This is a genomic window from Klebsiella sp. CN_Kp100, assembly GCF_040065315.1.
GTDB lineage: Bacteria > Pseudomonadota > Gammaproteobacteria > Enterobacterales > Enterobacteriaceae > Klebsiella > Klebsiella oxytoca.
In genome coordinates this window covers 99,837-114,091 of record NZ_JBEAIJ010000007.1, presented here as the reverse complement: position 1 = coordinate 114,091, position 14,255 = coordinate 99,837, and the positions used below count along the sequence as shown (strand labels likewise).

At 56.8% G+C, this 14,255-nt stretch carries 14 protein-coding genes and 1 riboswitch; of the genes, 7 read left to right on the top strand and 7 right to left on the bottom strand.

The genetic code is table 11. From position 1 onward, the window contains the following. Positions 1 to 20 precede the first annotated feature (20 nt). Positions 21 to 842, top strand: coding sequence for an undecaprenyl-diphosphate phosphatase (bacA, locus tag ABLV12_RS07365; RefSeq protein ID WP_004105879.1), 822 nt, complete (start codon positions 21 to 23; stop codon positions 840 to 842). Between the two features lie 10 nt (positions 843 to 852). Here the strand turns inward: bacA and ABLV12_RS07360 are convergent, their stop codons facing one another. Next, entirely contained in the window at positions 853 to 2,094 is a 1,242-nt protein-coding gene (locus ABLV12_RS07360; protein WP_004105877.1) for a multifunctional CCA addition/repair protein, read from the bottom strand. Between the two features lie 60 nt (positions 2,095 to 2,154). Beyond that, a complete protein-coding gene (locus tag ABLV12_RS07355) occupies positions 2,155 to 2,775 on the bottom strand; it encodes a TIGR04211 family SH3 domain-containing protein (RefSeq protein WP_004105876.1) in 621 nt (206 codons plus the stop codon). Positions 2,776 to 2,989: 214 nt separating this feature from the next. On the opposite strand from ABLV12_RS07355, the gene ABLV12_RS07350 reads away from it, so the two are divergent. The 3 genes from ABLV12_RS07350 to hldE are packed head-to-tail and all read left to right on the top strand — an operon-like array spanning position 2,990 to position 8,638. Further along, on the top strand, positions 2,990 to 4,288 hold the full coding sequence (locus ABLV12_RS07350) for an inorganic triphosphatase (RefSeq protein ID WP_348866948.1): 1,299 nt from the start codon (positions 2,990 to 2,992) through the stop codon (positions 4,286 to 4,288). 23 nt (positions 4,289 to 4,311) lie between these two features. Then, a complete protein-coding gene (gene glnE / locus ABLV12_RS07345; RefSeq protein WP_004105874.1) occupies positions 4,312 to 7,146 on the top strand; it encodes a bifunctional [glutamate--ammonia ligase]-adenylyl-L-tyrosine phosphorylase/[glutamate--ammonia-ligase] adenylyltransferase in 2,835 nt (944 codons plus the stop codon). Positions 7,147 to 7,204: 58 nt separating this feature from the next. Continuing rightward, a complete protein-coding gene (gene hldE / locus ABLV12_RS07340; protein ID WP_004115631.1) occupies positions 7,205 to 8,638 on the top strand; it encodes a bifunctional D-glycero-beta-D-manno-heptose-7-phosphate kinase/D-glycero-beta-D-manno-heptose 1-phosphate adenylyltransferase HldE in 1,434 nt (477 codons plus the stop codon). 153 nt (positions 8,639 to 8,791) lie between these two features. Here hldE and ABLV12_RS07335 read toward each other — a convergent pair whose 3' ends face one another. Then, the gene (locus ABLV12_RS07335; RefSeq protein WP_306462301.1) at positions 8,792 to 8,920 is read right to left on the bottom strand and encodes a hypothetical protein; all 129 of its coding nucleotides are present in this window, start codon (positions 8,918 to 8,920) and stop codon (positions 8,792 to 8,794) included. Here ABLV12_RS07335 and glgS point away from each other — a divergent pair. Further along, on the top strand, positions 8,912 to 9,121 hold the full coding sequence (gene glgS / locus ABLV12_RS07330) for a cell surface composition regulator GlgS (RefSeq protein WP_004105872.1): 210 nt from the start codon (positions 8,912 to 8,914) through the stop codon (positions 9,119 to 9,121). The two genes, ABLV12_RS07335 and glgS, sit on opposite strands and share 9 nt — an antisense overlap. Positions 9,122 to 9,174: 53 nt before the next feature. On the opposite strand, the gene ubiK is transcribed toward glgS, so the two are convergent. Next, the gene (gene ubiK / locus ABLV12_RS07325; RefSeq protein WP_004105871.1) at positions 9,175 to 9,456 is read right to left on the bottom strand and encodes a ubiquinone biosynthesis accessory factor UbiK; all 282 of its coding nucleotides are present in this window, start codon (positions 9,454 to 9,456) and stop codon (positions 9,175 to 9,177) included. Between the two features lie 120 nt (positions 9,457 to 9,576). Beyond that, positions 9,577 to 9,728, top strand: a riboswitch (FMN riboswitch). A 105-nt stretch (positions 9,729 to 9,833) separates the two neighbouring features. On the opposite strand from ubiK, the gene ribB reads away from it, so the two are divergent. After that, positions 9,834 to 10,487, top strand: a complete 654-nt coding sequence (ribB, locus tag ABLV12_RS07320) for a 3,4-dihydroxy-2-butanone-4-phosphate synthase (protein ID WP_004105870.1) — start codon at positions 9,834 to 9,836, stop codon at positions 10,485 to 10,487. Positions 10,488 to 10,548: 61 nt separating this feature from the next. On the opposite strand, the gene zupT is transcribed toward ribB, so the two are convergent. Next, entirely contained in the window at positions 10,549 to 11,319 is a 771-nt protein-coding gene (zupT, locus tag ABLV12_RS07315) for a zinc transporter ZupT (RefSeq protein WP_026055884.1), read from the bottom strand. A gap of 195 nt (positions 11,320 to 11,514) precedes the next feature. On the opposite strand from zupT, the gene ygiD reads away from it, so the two are divergent. Then, entirely contained in the window at positions 11,515 to 12,306 is a 792-nt protein-coding gene (gene ygiD, locus ABLV12_RS07310) for a 4,5-DOPA dioxygenase extradiol (RefSeq protein WP_004105868.1), read from the top strand. Between the two features lie 45 nt (positions 12,307 to 12,351). Here ygiD and ABLV12_RS07305 read toward each other — a convergent pair whose 3' ends face one another. Beyond that, a complete protein-coding gene (locus tag ABLV12_RS07305) occupies positions 12,352 to 13,512 on the bottom strand; it encodes a glutathionylspermidine synthase family protein (RefSeq protein ID WP_004105865.1) in 1,161 nt (386 codons plus the stop codon). A 5-nt stretch (positions 13,513 to 13,517) separates the two neighbouring features. Then, positions 13,518 to 14,186: a DUF1190 family protein gene (locus ABLV12_RS07300; RefSeq protein ID WP_269776734.1), complete on the bottom strand. Its 669-nt coding sequence runs from the start codon at positions 14,184 to 14,186 to the stop codon at positions 13,518 to 13,520. Between the last annotated feature and the right edge of the window lie 69 nt (positions 14,187 to 14,255).

Here is a 14,255-nt window from a genome sequence, read left to right as displayed (position 1 = left end):
TTTTTAAAGGGTTTAATTGGATGAGCGATATACACTCGCTGCTGGTGGCGGCAATATTGGGTGTGGTTGAAGGTTTGACCGAGTTTTTACCTGTTTCCAGTACTGGTCATATGATTATTGTCGGTCATCTGCTGGGTTTTGAAGGCGATACCGCAAATACGTTTGAAGTAGTGATTCAGCTTGGTTCCATTCTTGCCGTTGTTGTGATGTTCTGGCGTCGTCTGTTCGGCCTTATCGGTATTCATTTCGGCAAAAAGCCCGAGCATGAAGGCCAGGGCAGCGGTCGCCTGTCGCTTATCCATATTCTCTTGGGGATGATCCCGGCGGTAGTGCTGGGGCTGATTTTCCACGATACCATCAAGTCTCTGTTTAACCCGATAAACGTGATGTACGCGCTGATTGTCGGCGGCGTGCTGCTGATCGCAGCGGAAGTGCTGAAGCCAAAACAGCCCCGCGCGGTGGGCATTGATGATATGACCTATCGTCAGGCGTTCGTGATCGGCTGTTTCCAGTGTCTGGCGCTGTGGCCGGGCTTCTCGCGTTCCGGGGCGACAATTTCCGGCGGGATGCTGATGGGCGTAAGCCGCTATGCGGCCTCTGAGTTCTCATTCCTGCTGGCGGTGCCGATGATGATGGGCGCGACCGTACTGGATATGTACAAAAGTATTGGTTTCCTCAACGCCAGCGATATTCCGATGTTTGCCGTCGGTTTTATCACGGCGTTTATCGTCGCGCTGATTGCGATTAAAACCTTCCTGCAGCTGATTAAACGTATTTCGTTTATCCCGTTCGCCATCTATCGCTTTATCGTCGCGGCAGCGGTGTACGTGGTCTTCTTCTAAGCGCCAGCCCTCAGTCCTGCGGCTGGGGGCAACGCTTTTCTTTCCAGCGGGCGACGGCCTGAATCCGCCGACGCGTCAACTCTTCACGAATCTCAATTCCCTGAAACCCTTCCGCAACGACCTCTTTTGTTGAGACCGCTCGGGCAACGTCCCAGGCTTCCAGCAGCAGGCGACCCTGAGGGTAATCGCAGGCCTCAAAACCGGTGCGCCCGCGCACGTCGGCTTCACTGGTCAAGGCGATTTGCCTGACCCGCTGCGGCTTGCGCCAGGCATCAATATTATCGAACAGTTTGACCAGCGTTTTTGGCTGCAGCATGGGCAGGGTGTGAATCAGATCGTGAAACTCGGCGACCAGCTTTGCCAGATCGCGCAGCTCGTTGGGTACCCGCAGACGGGCGCAGAGCTGTTCGACCAGCTTTACGCCAGCCGGGCCGTGACCATGATGACGCGGCCAGAGCTCTTTTGGCGTCAGTCCTTTCCCGAGGTCGTGGCACAGGGTAGCGAAACGTACGTCGATTTCGGGTGACAGCATCGCCGCCATGGTGACGGTCATCAGGGTGTGCAGGCCGGTGTCGATTTCCGGGTGCCATTTAGCCGGAGCCGGTACGCCGTAAAGGGCGTCGACTTCCGGGAACAGCACCTTGAGCGCGCGGCAGTCGCGTAAGGTCTGGAAGAAGACCTGCGGGTTGCGGGTGGTAAGGGCGCTTTCCGTCTCTTTCCATACCCGCTCCGGCGTGAGATGCGCAAGCTCACCGGCATCGGCCATTGCGCGCATCAGCGCCATGGTTTCATCGGCGATACGAAACCCCAGATGCGCGTAGCGGGCGGCAAAACGCGCCACGCGCAGAACGCGTAGCGGATCCTCGCTAAAGGCGGGCGAGACGTGGCGCAGCAGGCGCTGGCGTAAATCAGACTGGCCGCCGTAGGGATCGATAATCTGACCGTCGGCGTCCTGGGCCAGCGCATTGATCGTCAGATCGCGGCGCAGCAGGTCTTGCTCAAGGGTAACGTCAGCGGCGGCATAGCAGGTAAAACCGGTGTAACCGGAACCGGACTTGCGCTCGGTGCGCGCCAGGGCATACTCTTCACGGCTTTGCGGATGAAGGAACACGGGAAAATCACGGCCTACCTGCTGGTAGCCCGCGTCGAGGAGTTGCTGAGGCGTGGCGCCAACCACGACCCAATCTTTGTCTTTAACCGGTAGCCTTAATAACGCATCTCGTACTGCACCACCGACCAGATAAACCTTCACGCCTTACTCTCCCGTCTTCATTTTCTTACGATGATACGTAAGTCTGGCAGAGAAGACGAATTAGTTCATCCAACGGTCTTTTCGCTTGCGGCTCGGTACCAGGTGCGGCAACACCAGTCCCAGAATCAGGCCGACGCCCAGCACGCCGCCGCCGTACATAAACCACTGCATGATAATGGTGCGCTGTTTGTCATCAAGCTGCAGATTTGCGGCATTCACCTTCTTCTGCGCGACAACCAGCTCATTTTTCAGCTTTTGATTCTCTTCTTTCAGGCCGTTGATGACGGCATCGCTACCGGCGACTTTCTTCTGCATGTCCGCCGTGCGCTGGTTCCAGGTGGTATCAATGTTATTCAGTTTATCGGTCAGGGTTTTGACCTGGTTTTCCAGATCCGGCACGCGAGTGCGCAGGCTGGGCTCGTTGCTCAGCTCTTTCAAGGGGATCCAGGCGGTACGGCCGCTGCTGTCGCGCACCTGAGCATAGTTAGTGCTGTCGTTAGTTTGCAGCACTGCGACTTCTTCGCCGGCGTTGATGGTGCCCACAAGGCGATAGTTATCGCCCGGACCGCTGCGCACCCAGGTATTCAGTTCATCTGAAACGTAACGTTTTTCTTCCGCGTGAACCGCCGTGGCGGCGCTCAGCGCCAGCAAAGTCAATGTAATAAGGCGTAATTTTGGCATCAGGTCATCGTTTGGTCATAAAAAGTTGAACGATAGTAGTGGCATCGCCGAAGCGACGCAAAGTTTTCCGCCACAATCGGAATCATCCATCAGGTGGCCCGGCAAAATGCGCATTGCATGGCGATTCGCCGCAAAATACTATTTACTGACAAGAAATATCGTTGTTAGTTCGCCGCAATTTCCCGGCACAGCATATAAGCGGAAGAATTCAGTCATGGCTCAAGAAATCGAATTAAAGTTTATCGTTGATCAGAATGGCGTTGACGCGCTGCGTCAGCACCTCAATACGCTGGAGGCAAAGCACACGCCCGCGGGTCAATTACTGAATATTTACTATGAAACGGCGGATAACTGGCTGCGCCGCCACGACATGGGGCTGCGCATTCGCGGCGACCAGGGGCGCTATGAGATGACGCTGAAAATCGCCGGGCGCGTCGTCGGCGGGCTGCATCAGCGTCCGGAATATAACATTCCGCTGGAAAGTCCTGAGCTGGCGCTGGAAAAGCTTCCGGCTGAAGTCTGGCCGCAGGGTGAACTGCCGGCGGAGCTTGCTGAGAACGTACAGCCGCTTTTCAGCACCGATTTTGAGCGGGAAAGATGGGTGGTCAAAGAAGGCGACAGCGAAATTGAAATCGCTCTCGATCGCGGCGAAGTCAAAGCCGGCGAGCATCAGGAACCCATTTGCGAGCTGGAGCTGGAGCTTCTGTCCGGTAATACGCAGGATATTCTGACCCTTGCCCGTCGCTTGCTGGATACCGGCGTACTGCGTCAGGGAAGCCTGAGCAAAGCGGCGCGTGGTTATCATCTGGCGCAGGGCAACGAAGAACGCCCGCTGACCGAGTTAACGATCCTTCGCGTCGCGCCGAAAGCCAGCGTCGAACAGGGGCTGGAGGCGGCGCTGGAAAGCGCGCTGGCGCACTGGCTATATCATGATGAAGTCCTCAATCGCGGCAATGCAAAAGCGAAAGCGGAGATTTTGCACGCTATCGCCCGCGTGCGGCACGCGCTGGTACTGTTTGGCGGTATTGTCCCGCGCAAGGCCACCACGCTGCTGCGTGAACGTCTGAGCGAAGCCGAGGCGGCGCTGGCGGAAGCCGAAACGACCCAGGCCGCGCTTTTCAGCGTGGCGACCGTCAGGGCGAAGCTGGCGCTCACCGATCTGCTGGTAAACCGCGGCTGGCGTCCTTTCCTGAACGCAGCCGGAGAGCAGAAAATTGCCGGATCGTTTAAACGCTTTGCGGATATTCAGCTCTCCAGGGCGGCGGCGGAGCTGAAAAATGCTTTTCGTCAGCCGTCCGCTGACGGTTATGCCGATCAGCTTCCGCGTCTGACCCGCGAAATTGACACCGTTCAGCTGTTATCCGGCGCCTATGCCGATGCTGCCGCGCCGTGGCTGGAAAACTGGCAAGAAACCCGCCGGGCGATTGCGCATAATGACAGCAGCGTTATCGAATATTTTCGTCGCCAGGCGCTGGCCGCAGAGCCGTTCTGGCTGCATAGTGGAAAACGATAATTTCAGGCCAGGGAGCCCCTAAGATGCCGCTTTCTTCGCAATTACAGCAGCACTGGCAGACGGTCGCTGGCCGGCTGCCAGCGGATTTTCCCGTATCGACGTTGAGCGATCGGGCGCAATCAGTTATGGCATTCAGCGATTTCGTCGAACAGAGTCTGATCGCGCAGCCGCAGTGGCTGGCGGAGCTTGAAAGTGCGCCCCCCGAGGCGCAGGAGTGGCATCACTACGCCGACTGGCTGCAGGTTCGCCTGGCCGAGGTCAATGATGAAGCCGCGCTGATGCGCGAGCTGCGCCAGTTTCGCCGTCGGATCATGGTGCGTATCGCCTGGGCCCAGGCGCTATCGCTGGTCAGCGAAGAGAGCAGCCTGCAGCAGCTAAGCGCGCTGGCGGAGACCTTAATCGTCGCCGCGCGCGACTGGCTATACGCTGCCTGCTGTCGCGAATGGGGCACTCCATGTAATGCTGAAGGTACGCCGCAGCCGCTGCTGATCCTCGGGATGGGCAAGCTCGGCGGCGGCGAGCTGAACTTCTCCTCCGACATCGATCTGATTTTCGCCTGGCCGGAACATGGCGCCACGCGCGGCGGTCGTCGCGAACTGGATAACGCCCAGTTTTTTACCCGCCTCGGGCAGCGCCTGATTAAGGTACTGGATCAGCCCACCCAGGATGGCTTTGTCTACCGCGTGGATATGCGCCTGCGCCCGTTTGGCGATAGCGGTCCGCTGGTGTTGAGCTTTGCCGCGCTGGAAGATTATTACCAGGAGCAGGGACGCGATTGGGAGCGCTACGCGATGGTGAAAGCGCGAATTATGGGCGATAACGATGGCGTCTATGCCAACGAGCTGCGCGCCATGCTGCGGCCGTTTGTCTTCCGCCGCTATATCGATTTCAGCGTGATTCAGTCTTTGCGCAACATGAAGGGCATGATTGCCCGGGAAGTGCGCCGCCGGGGATTAAAAGACAATATCAAGCTCGGCGCGGGCGGCATCCGAGAAGTGGAGTTTATCGTCCAGGTCTTCCAGTTGATTCGCGGCGGCCGTGAGCCAATGCTGCAGCAGCGGGCGCTGCTGCCGACGCTGGCCGCCATCGAAGAGCTACATCTGCTGCCGGAAGGGGATGCGCAGAGGCTGCGCGAAGCCTATCTGTTTTTGCGTCGCCTGGAAAACCTGCTGCAAAGCATCAACGACGAGCAGACGCAAACCTTGCCGCAGGATGAACTTAATCGCGCCCGGCTGGCCTGGGGGATGGGCGTTGCCGACTGGGAGACACTCAGCGCGCGGCTGACGGAACAGATGGCTAATGTGCGGCGCGTGTTTAATGAACTGATCGGCGACGATGAAACGCAGTCGCCGGATGAGCAGCTTGAAGAGTACTGGCGCGAGCTGTGGCAGGACGCGCTGCAGGAAGATGATACCAGCCCGGCGCTGGCGCATCTTGTAGACAGCGATCGCCGCAGCGTGCTGGCGCTGATCGCCGATTTTCGCAAAGAGCTGGACCGGCGCACGATTGGTCCGCGCGGTCGTCAGGTGCTTGACCAGCTCATGCCGCATCTGCTTAGCGAAATTTGTTCGCGCGCCGATGCTCCGGTACCGCTGGCGCGTATTACGCCGCTGCTCACCGGAATTGTCACCCGCACCACTTACCTGGAGCTGCTGAGCGAATTCCCCGGCGCGTTAAAGCACCTGATTAGCCTGTGCGCGGCGTCGCCGATGGTCGCCAGTCAGCTGGCCCGCCATCCGCTGCTGCTGGACGAACTGCTGGACCCGAATACGCTTTATCAGCCAACGGCCACCGATGCCTATCGCGATGAACTGCGCCAGTATCTGCTGCGCGTACCGGAAGATGATGAAGAGCAGCAGCTGGAGGCGCTACGCCAGTTTAAGCAGGCGCAGCTGCTGCACATCGCTGCGGCCGATATCGCCGGAACGCTGCCAGTGATGAAAGTGAGCGATCACTTAACATGGCTGGCGGAGGCGATGATTGACGCAGTCGTCCAGCAGGCATGGCTGCAGATGGTGGCCCGTTATGGGCAGCCGACGCACCTGCACGATCGCCAGGGGCGCGGTTTTGCGGTGGTCGGCTACGGCAAGCTGGGTGGATGGGAGCTGGGCTACAGTTCCGATCTCGATTTGGTGTTCCTCCACGATTGCCCGATGGAGGTGATGACCGACGGCGAACGCGAAATCGATGGCCGTCAGTTTTATCTGCGCCTGGCGCAGCGCATCATGCATCTTTTCAGTACCCGCACCTCGTCAGGCATTCTGTACGAAGTGGATGCTCGCCTACGCCCCTCTGGCGCAGCGGGGATGCTGGTCACTACCGCCGATTCCTTTGCTGATTATCAACAGAATGAGGCATGGACATGGGAACACCAGGCGCTGGTTCGCGCCCGCGTAGTGTATGGCGATCCTGAGCTACAGGCGCGCTTTGACGCCATTCGCCGGGATATTCTTACTACCCCGCGAGAAGGCGAAAAATTGCAAACCGAAGTGCGGGAAATGCGCGAAAAAATGCGCGCTCATCTGGGGAATAAACATCCCGATCGCTTTGATATTAAAGCCGATGCCGGTGGGATCACCGATATTGAATTTATTACTCAGTATCTGGTCCTACGCTATGCCAGTGATAAACCGAAGCTCACGCGCTGGTCCGATAACGTTCGTATCCTGGAACTGCTGGCGCAGAACGACATTATGGACGAGGCAGAGGCGAGGGCGTTAACTCACGCTTACACTACGCTGCGCGATGCGCTACATCACCTGGCGCTGCAGGAACAGCCGGGGCACGTGGCGCCAGATGCGTTTAGCCAGGAGCGTGAACAGGTCAGCGCCAGCTGGCAGAAGTGGTTGATGGCTTAACTAAAAAACCGGGTGTGCTATTATCGCGCGCAAAGTTTGCGTCTCGCAGGAGAGAGTAATGAAAGTAACGCTGCCAGAGTTTGAACGTGCAGGAGTGTTGGTGGTTGGCGATGTGATGCTGGACCGCTACTGGTATGGTCCCACCAGCCGTATTTCGCCGGAAGCGCCGGTACCGGTGGTGAAGGTGGAAAATATCGAAGAACGTCCTGGCGGCGCGGCAAACGTGGCGATGAACATTGCGTCGCTCGGCGCGACCTCCCGCCTCGTTGGTCTGACCGGGATTGACGATGCCGCCCGTGCGTTAAGTAAGGCGCTGGCTGACGTCAACGTGAAGTGCGACTTCGTATCCGTCCCGACGCATCCGACGATTACCAAACTGCGCGTGCTGTCGCGCAACCAGCAGCTGATTCGTCTCGATTTTGAAGAAGGGTTCTCCGGTGTCGATCCGCAGCCGATGCACGAACGTATTCAGCAGGCGCTGGGCTCTATTGGCGCCCTGGTGCTCTCTGATTACGCCAAAGGCGCGCTGACCAGCGTCCAGACCATGATCAAGCTGGCGCGCGATGCGGGCGTTCCGGTGCTTATCGATCCGAAAGGCACTGATTTTGAACGCTATCGCGGCGCTACCCTGCTGACGCCTAACCTCTCAGAATTTGAGGCGGTAGCGGGTAAATGTAAGGATGAAGAAGAGATCGTTGAACGCGGCATGAAAATCATCGCCGATTTCGACCTCTCTGCGCTGCTGGTGACCCGTTCCGAGCAGGGGATGACGCTGCTGCAGCCGGGGCGACCGCCGCTGCATATGCCCACGCAGGCCCAGGAAGTCTATGACGTTACCGGCGCGGGCGACACGGTCATCGGCGTGCTGGCGGCGACGCTGGCTTCCGGCAATACTCTGGAAGAAGCTTGCTACTTTGCCAACGCGGCGGCTGGCGTCGTGGTGGGTAAACTCGGTACCTCTACCGTTTCGCCTATCGAACTGGAGAACGCGGTACGCGGGCGCTCTGAGACCGGTTTTGGCGTGATGAGCGAAGAAGAACTCAAGCTGGCGGTAGCCGCGGCGCGCAAGCGCGGCGAGAAAGTTGTGATGACCAACGGCGTGTTCGATATTTTACACGCGGGCCACGTTTCCTACCTGGCGAACGCTCGCAAACTGGGTGACAGGCTGATTGTCGCGGTGAACAGCGATGCTTCAACCCGGCGTCTGAAAGGCGAGTCTCGTCCGGTCAACCCGCTGGATCAGCGAATGATCGTGCTGGGCGCGCTGGAGGCCGTCGACTGGGTGGTTTCTTTTGAAGAAGATACTCCGCAGCGGCTGATTGCCGGAATTCTGCCGGATCTGCTGGTGAAAGGTGGGGACTATAAGCCGGAGCAGATTGCCGGCAGCGAAGAGGTGTGGGCAAACGGCGGCGAGGTGCTGGTGCTCAACTTCGAAGATGGCTGCTCAACGACCAATATCATCAGGAAGATCCAGAAAGATAACAATCAGTAATGTTTTCTCTCTTCACTGGAGCGGCTGCTAATCCGGATCTGGTAAGCGAAAATAAGCGTAACCAGCGATAACGCTGCAAATTCGTACAACAGAGGCCCGCGATCGTCTAATCGTGGGCCTCCTTCTATTTAATGACGGCATAAATGATTTGGCTCAATAAATAGCCATTTCAGGCGCATTTTTCGTACAAAAAAAGTTAAGGTAAGGATAAATACTGAAGTCAGTAAAAAGCATATGACCAATCAGAACACCAACGGCTGAAGGAGTATGCGTATGAAGAATAAAGACATGTATTTAATGAAGAATTTTGATTTTCTGGCCCGGAGTTTCGCCAGAATGAACGCACAAGGTCAGCCCGTCGATCTTCAGGCCATTGTCGGCAATATGGATGAAGAGCATCGTGAATGGTTTTGTCAACGCTATGAACTTTACTGCCAGCAGGCGAATAAAGCCATGACCCCTGAAGCGGAGCTGGAGCACTAATCTACTTACCCTCAACCGATACGACAACGGGCCTGACGGCCCGTTGCTTGTTTTTAGAGCTTCTCTTCGGCGTCCGGCGCCGCCGGCGCGTTTAGAGGACGATTTTCCAGCTCGCTCAGACGTTGCTCCAGAAGCGCCAGCTTTTCACGCGTGCGCAGCAGCACCTGCGTCTGCACGTCGAACTCTTCGCGGCTTACCAGGTCCAGGCGAGTTAACTGCGACTGGAGCACCTGACGAATTTTTTTCTCCACGTCTTCCCCCAGATCGCGGAGCCCCTTCGGCATCGATTCATGAACCTGGCGGGCGATTTGTTCAATTTTTTTCGGGTCAATCATGGTGGTTTCCTGCTCTGGTCGGTTATTCGCTCATTGTAGTGCGATCGGCGGTACCTATAAACCATAAATGTTTGAAGCTTATGCATTGCCGACGATAGTCAATAGCGTTATAGTTACTTCGCTTATTCTCAGGGCGGGGCGAAATTCCCCACCGGCGGTAAATCAACCATAGCGTTGAAAGCCCGCGAGCGCTTTCTGTAAATGCAGAAAGGTCAGCAGATCCGGTGTAATTCCGGGGCCGACGGTTAGAGTCCGGATGGGAGAGAGTAACGGCTCAGTCGGGTTTTCGCCCGCTTGCGTTGACTTTTGCCGCTAAACCGGCGCTCCTAAGACTGCCCTGATTCTGGTAACCATACAATTAATGAGGTTTATTTACCATGAATCAGACGCTACTTTCCTCTTTTGGTACCGCTTTTGAACGTGTGGAACGTGCTTTAGATGCACTGCGCGAAGGCCGCGGTGTGATGGTACTTGACGATGAAGACCGTGAAAACGAAGGCGATATGATTTTCGCCGCAGAAACCATGACCGTTGAGCAGATGGCGTTGACCATTCGCCACGGTAGCGGCATTGTCTGCCTGTGCCTGACGGAAGATCGTCGTAAACAGCTCGACCTGCCAATGATGGTAGAGAACAACACCAGCGCCTACGGTACCGGTTTTACCGTCACCATCGAAGCTGCTGAAGGCGTGACTACCGGCGTTTCCGCCGCTGACCGCGTAACGACCGTACGTGCGGCAATTGCCGATGGCGCGAAGCCGTCAGACCTGAACCGTCCTGGCCACGTTTTCCCGCTGCGCGCTCAGCCGGGCGGCGTTCTGACCCGCGGCGGCCACACCGAAGCTACAATCGATCTGGTCACCCTGGCTGGCCTCAAACCGGCGGGCGTACTGTGCGAACTGACTAACGACGACGGCTCTATGGCGCGTGCGCCGCAGTGCATTGAGTTTGCTAAACAGCACAATATGGAAGTGGTCACCATTGAAGATTTAGTGGCTTACCGTCGCGAACACGAGCGTAAAGCCAGCTAATTGCCGCTGGTTGCTGAATAAAGCCCGCCTTATGGTGGGCTTTATTGTTTTTAGCTTTTGTTTAGCCAATCCCTACCGTTTGCAAAACCACCAGGCTTAATCCCATTACCGACATTCCGCACAACACGCCATAGCTCGGGTTGCTTTGCGGATCGAGTTCTTTCGCCAGCGGCATGAGCTCATCAACCGATAGCGCAATCATAATACCGGCAACCGCGGCCATGACCGCGCCCATCATCACCGGAGAGATCACGCTGCCCAGTACCAGCCAGGCCAGCACGCCGCCGAAGATTTCCGCCATCCCGGAAAGCCCTGCCCAGAATACCGCTTTACTCCTGGAACCCGTGGCGGCATAGACTGGCCCTGCTACTGCCAGCCCTTCCGGGATGTTATGCAGTGCGACGGCTAACGCGACCCCCATGCCCAGCTCAAGGTTATTGCTGGCCGTCACAAAAGTGGCAATACCTTCAGGAAAGTTATGCAGGCTAATACCTAACGTCAGCAATATCGCCGTACGTCGCAGATTTCGCGGGCGGGAGATGCCGGGGGTCATCAGATCTTGCGCATGGGCGTGAGGCAGCATGCGGTCAAGCGCAAAGTAGCCCAGAAGGCCGATGATAAACATGCCGTAGCCGAGCAGCGGCGACATGCCTTCAGTCGCCAGCGCAGCGGGCAGCATCTCCATTAAGGAAATGAGTAGCATGATCCCGGCGGCGAAACCCAGAGAGAAACCCAATAAGCGGTTCGAGGGTTTCTGGCCGAGCACGCCGAATATTGCCCCAATAAAGGTGGCGCTCCCTGCCAGCAGAGTCAAAATGATGGGTGAGGACAACATTCACCTCCTTATGAAAATGATTCTTATTGAGAATATCGCTATTCATAGACGATCGCGAGTGCACGGATTCACTCTTTACCGCCCCTTACATTCAAATTTTCTGACGATCATCATCATGCTTATCTGAGTTTATCCTGAATCAAAAGCGCGTAATGTAAATACATCAACTCTCTCTCAATCAAGGATATCACTATGTCCCGTATCCGCATGCCCGCGCTATTTTTAGGCCATGGCAGCCCGATGAACGTGCTGGAAGATAACATCTATACTCGCGCCTGGCGGCATCTGGGCGAGACTTTACCGCGGCCGAAAGCCATCGTGGTTATCTCCGCTCACTGGTTCACTCGCGGTACGGGAGTGACGGCGATGGAAGCGCCGAAAACGATTCATGATTTTGGCGGTTTTCCACAGGCGCTATACGATATGCATTATCCGGCTCCGGGTTCACCTGAACTGGCCCAGCGCCTGGTTGAGCTTCTGGCGCCGGTGCCGGTGACGCTGGATAAAGAAGCCTGGGGCTTTGACCATGGTTCATGGGGCGTGTTGATTAAAATGTATCCCGACGCCGATATTCCGATGGTGCAGCTAAGTATTGATAGCACGAAACCTGCCGCATGGCATTTCGAAATGGGGCGTAAGCTGGCTCAGCTGCGCGATGAAGGCATTATGCTGGTGGCAAGCGGCAACGTGGTGCATAACCTGCGCACCGCACGCTGGCACGGCGAGAATACGGCCTATCCCTGGGCGGAGTCGTTTAATAACTACGTGAAGGCGAACCTGGCATGGAAAGGCCCCGTGGCGGAACATCCGCTGGTGAATTACCTGACGCATGAAGGCGGATCATTATCTAACCCAACGGCCGATCACTTCCTGCCGCTGCTGTACGTACTGGGGGCCTGGGACGGCGAGGAGCCGATTACGATCCCGGTAGAAGGAATGGAAATGGGATCCCTGAGCATGCTGTCAGTGGTGATTGGCGCTTGAGAACAGATAAACCCCGGCCGTACGCGATACTGCCGGGGTTAGAGGTTACTCAACGAAAATGTGCGGATAAAAACGCGATAGATCCTGGGTGATCATTGCCCGGTCTTCGCGAATGCCAATACCCGCCGGCTGGTCGTTAATCAGCCAGCTGCCGATGAGCGTGTAGCTGTCGCCAAACTTCGGCAACGGATAGAACTCCTGCACGATGGTGCCTTCTTCACCGTACGGACCTTCTACCGCCTCCAGCACTTTGCCGTTTTCAACAATAGAAATGTTAGCGCCTTCGCGGGAGAAAATGGGCTTGATAACGTACTTGTCCATTTCCGGGTGCGCATCTTCGCTGAAATAAGCGGCCAGCAGGTTCGGATGGTTGGGGAACATCTCCCACAGCAGCGGCAGCAGCGCTTTGTTGGAGATGATGCTCTTCCAGGCCGGCTCCAGCCAGCGCACGCCTGCGTCTTCCAGCTTGGTGGAGAACACCTCGCGCAGCATGTATTCCCACGGATAGAGCTTGAACAGATTACCAATCACCTGATCCTGCAGGTCGGTAAACTGGCCTTTTTCACCCAGTCCAATGTCTTCGATGTAGAGAAACTCAGTAGCCACGCCCGCTTCTGCGGCGCAGTCCTGTAAATACTGCACGGTGCCACGGTCTTCAACGGTATCGCGGCAGCAGGCCATGTGGAGCAACTGGAAGCCGAACTGCTCGCGAAGCTCGCTGAAGCGATCGATCAGCTTCTCCTGCAGGCTGTTAAACTGATCGCTGCCCGCAGGCAGCTGACCGGCGTTCAGCTGATCTTCCATCCAGATCCACTGGAAGAATGCCGCTTCGTACAGCGAGGTCGGCGTATCGGCATTGTTCTCCAGCAGTTTCGGCTCACCGACGCCGTCCCACGCCAGATCGAGACGCGAATACAGCGAGGGCTGATGGGTTTTCCACGACTGACGCACGAATCCCCAGGTATGTTTGGGGATGCGGAATTTGGTCATTAAATCATCGCTGGCGATGACTTTTTCAACCGCCTGCAGACACATCTGGTGCAGTTCTGCCGTGACGTCTTCGAGCTTCTCAACCTGCGCCAGCGTCAGTTTGTAATAAGCTTCTTCGCTCCAGTACGGCTCGCCGTACATGGTGTGAAAGTTAAAACCATATTCTGTCGCTTTTTCACGCCAGTCCGGGCGCTCGGTAATGCTGATTCTTTCCATGTCGCTTAGCCGCCCATCGAGCGTGATGAAGAGGAGCTCGCCGAGCTGCGCTGCATCGTTGACTGCTTGGCGACCGAGTCGCCAAATCCGCCGCGCGTCACGGTGCTGGTGGTGGCCGGTTTTGGCGCCATTGCGGTTTTCGGCACGTTCATGGTACGGCCCGGCTGCGCTGCGCCGTAGCTCTTACCGCCAGCGTCGGTATATTTACCATAGGCCGGGCTGGCCGGGTTTTTTGAGCTGAACAGCGGCTGCTGAGCGCCCATTCCGCCGCCCATCATCCGGCCCATCATGTAGCCAGCCATCAGCGGCATCCAGAAGCTGCCGCTGCTTTGCGCCTGAGCCTGGTTTTCCGGAGCCATACCGGCCTGAGCCGGCGTCTGCTGGCACTGACCTTCACCGAACTCGGCGACGCAGTCTTCGCGGGAGGCGTATTTAGGGGCTGTACGTTCCGCTTCTTTAAGCGCGTTATTGTAGGCAGTGGTGCACTCTGCGGCTTTGCTCGGGTTGGCGGCAGAGCAGTCATCGGCGTTTTGATAAAGAGAAACCGTTTCATCGCTTTGTTCACAACCGGCGAGCATAAACACGGCCGTAACGGCAAGCGCAACGGGAGTTAAATGGCGCGCGCTCCAGCTTTTGCGAAAGGAGGCGTGATTAATATTTTTTGTCCGTTTCATGATTGTCTTCCTGGACCCAGTGGTATGCGTTTTGTTAACGCTCAGGATAGAGGATGAGTGGTGGAAAAT

Excerpts from the sequence above, each read along its gene's own strand:
- hldE (WP_004115631.1), top strand. The coding sequence starts at position 7,205 with ATGAAAGTAACGCTGCCAGAGTTTGAACGTGCAGGAGTGTTGGTGGTT.
- ribB (WP_004105870.1), top strand. The coding sequence starts at position 9,834 with ATGAATCAGACGCTACTTTCCTCTTTTGGTACCGCTTTTGAACGTGTG.
- glnE (WP_004105874.1), top strand. The coding sequence starts at position 4,312 with ATGCCGCTTTCTTCGCAATTACAGCAGCACTGGCAGACGGTCGCTGGC.
- ABLV12_RS07355 (WP_004105876.1), bottom strand. The coding sequence starts at position 2,775 with ATGCCAAAATTACGCCTTATTACATTGACTTTGCTGGCGCTGAGCGCC.
- ygiD (WP_004105868.1), top strand. The coding sequence starts at position 11,515 with ATGTCCCGTATCCGCATGCCCGCGCTATTTTTAGGCCATGGCAGCCCG.
- ABLV12_RS07350 (WP_348866948.1), top strand. The coding sequence starts at position 2,990 with ATGGCTCAAGAAATCGAATTAAAGTTTATCGTTGATCAGAATGGCGTT.
- glgS (WP_004105872.1), top strand. The coding sequence starts at position 8,912 with ATGAAGAATAAAGACATGTATTTAATGAAGAATTTTGATTTTCTGGCC.
- ABLV12_RS07300 (WP_269776734.1), bottom strand. The coding sequence starts at position 14,186 with ATGAAACGGACAAAAAATATTAATCACGCCTCCTTTCGCAAAAGCTGG.
- bacA (WP_004105879.1), top strand. The coding sequence starts at position 21 with ATGAGCGATATACACTCGCTGCTGGTGGCGGCAATATTGGGTGTGGTT.
- ubiK (WP_004105871.1), bottom strand. The coding sequence starts at position 9,456 with ATGATTGACCCGAAAAAAATTGAACAAATCGCCCGCCAGGTTCATGAA.
- ABLV12_RS07305 (WP_004105865.1), bottom strand. The coding sequence starts at position 13,512 with ATGGAAAGAATCAGCATTACCGAGCGCCCGGACTGGCGTGAAAAAGCG.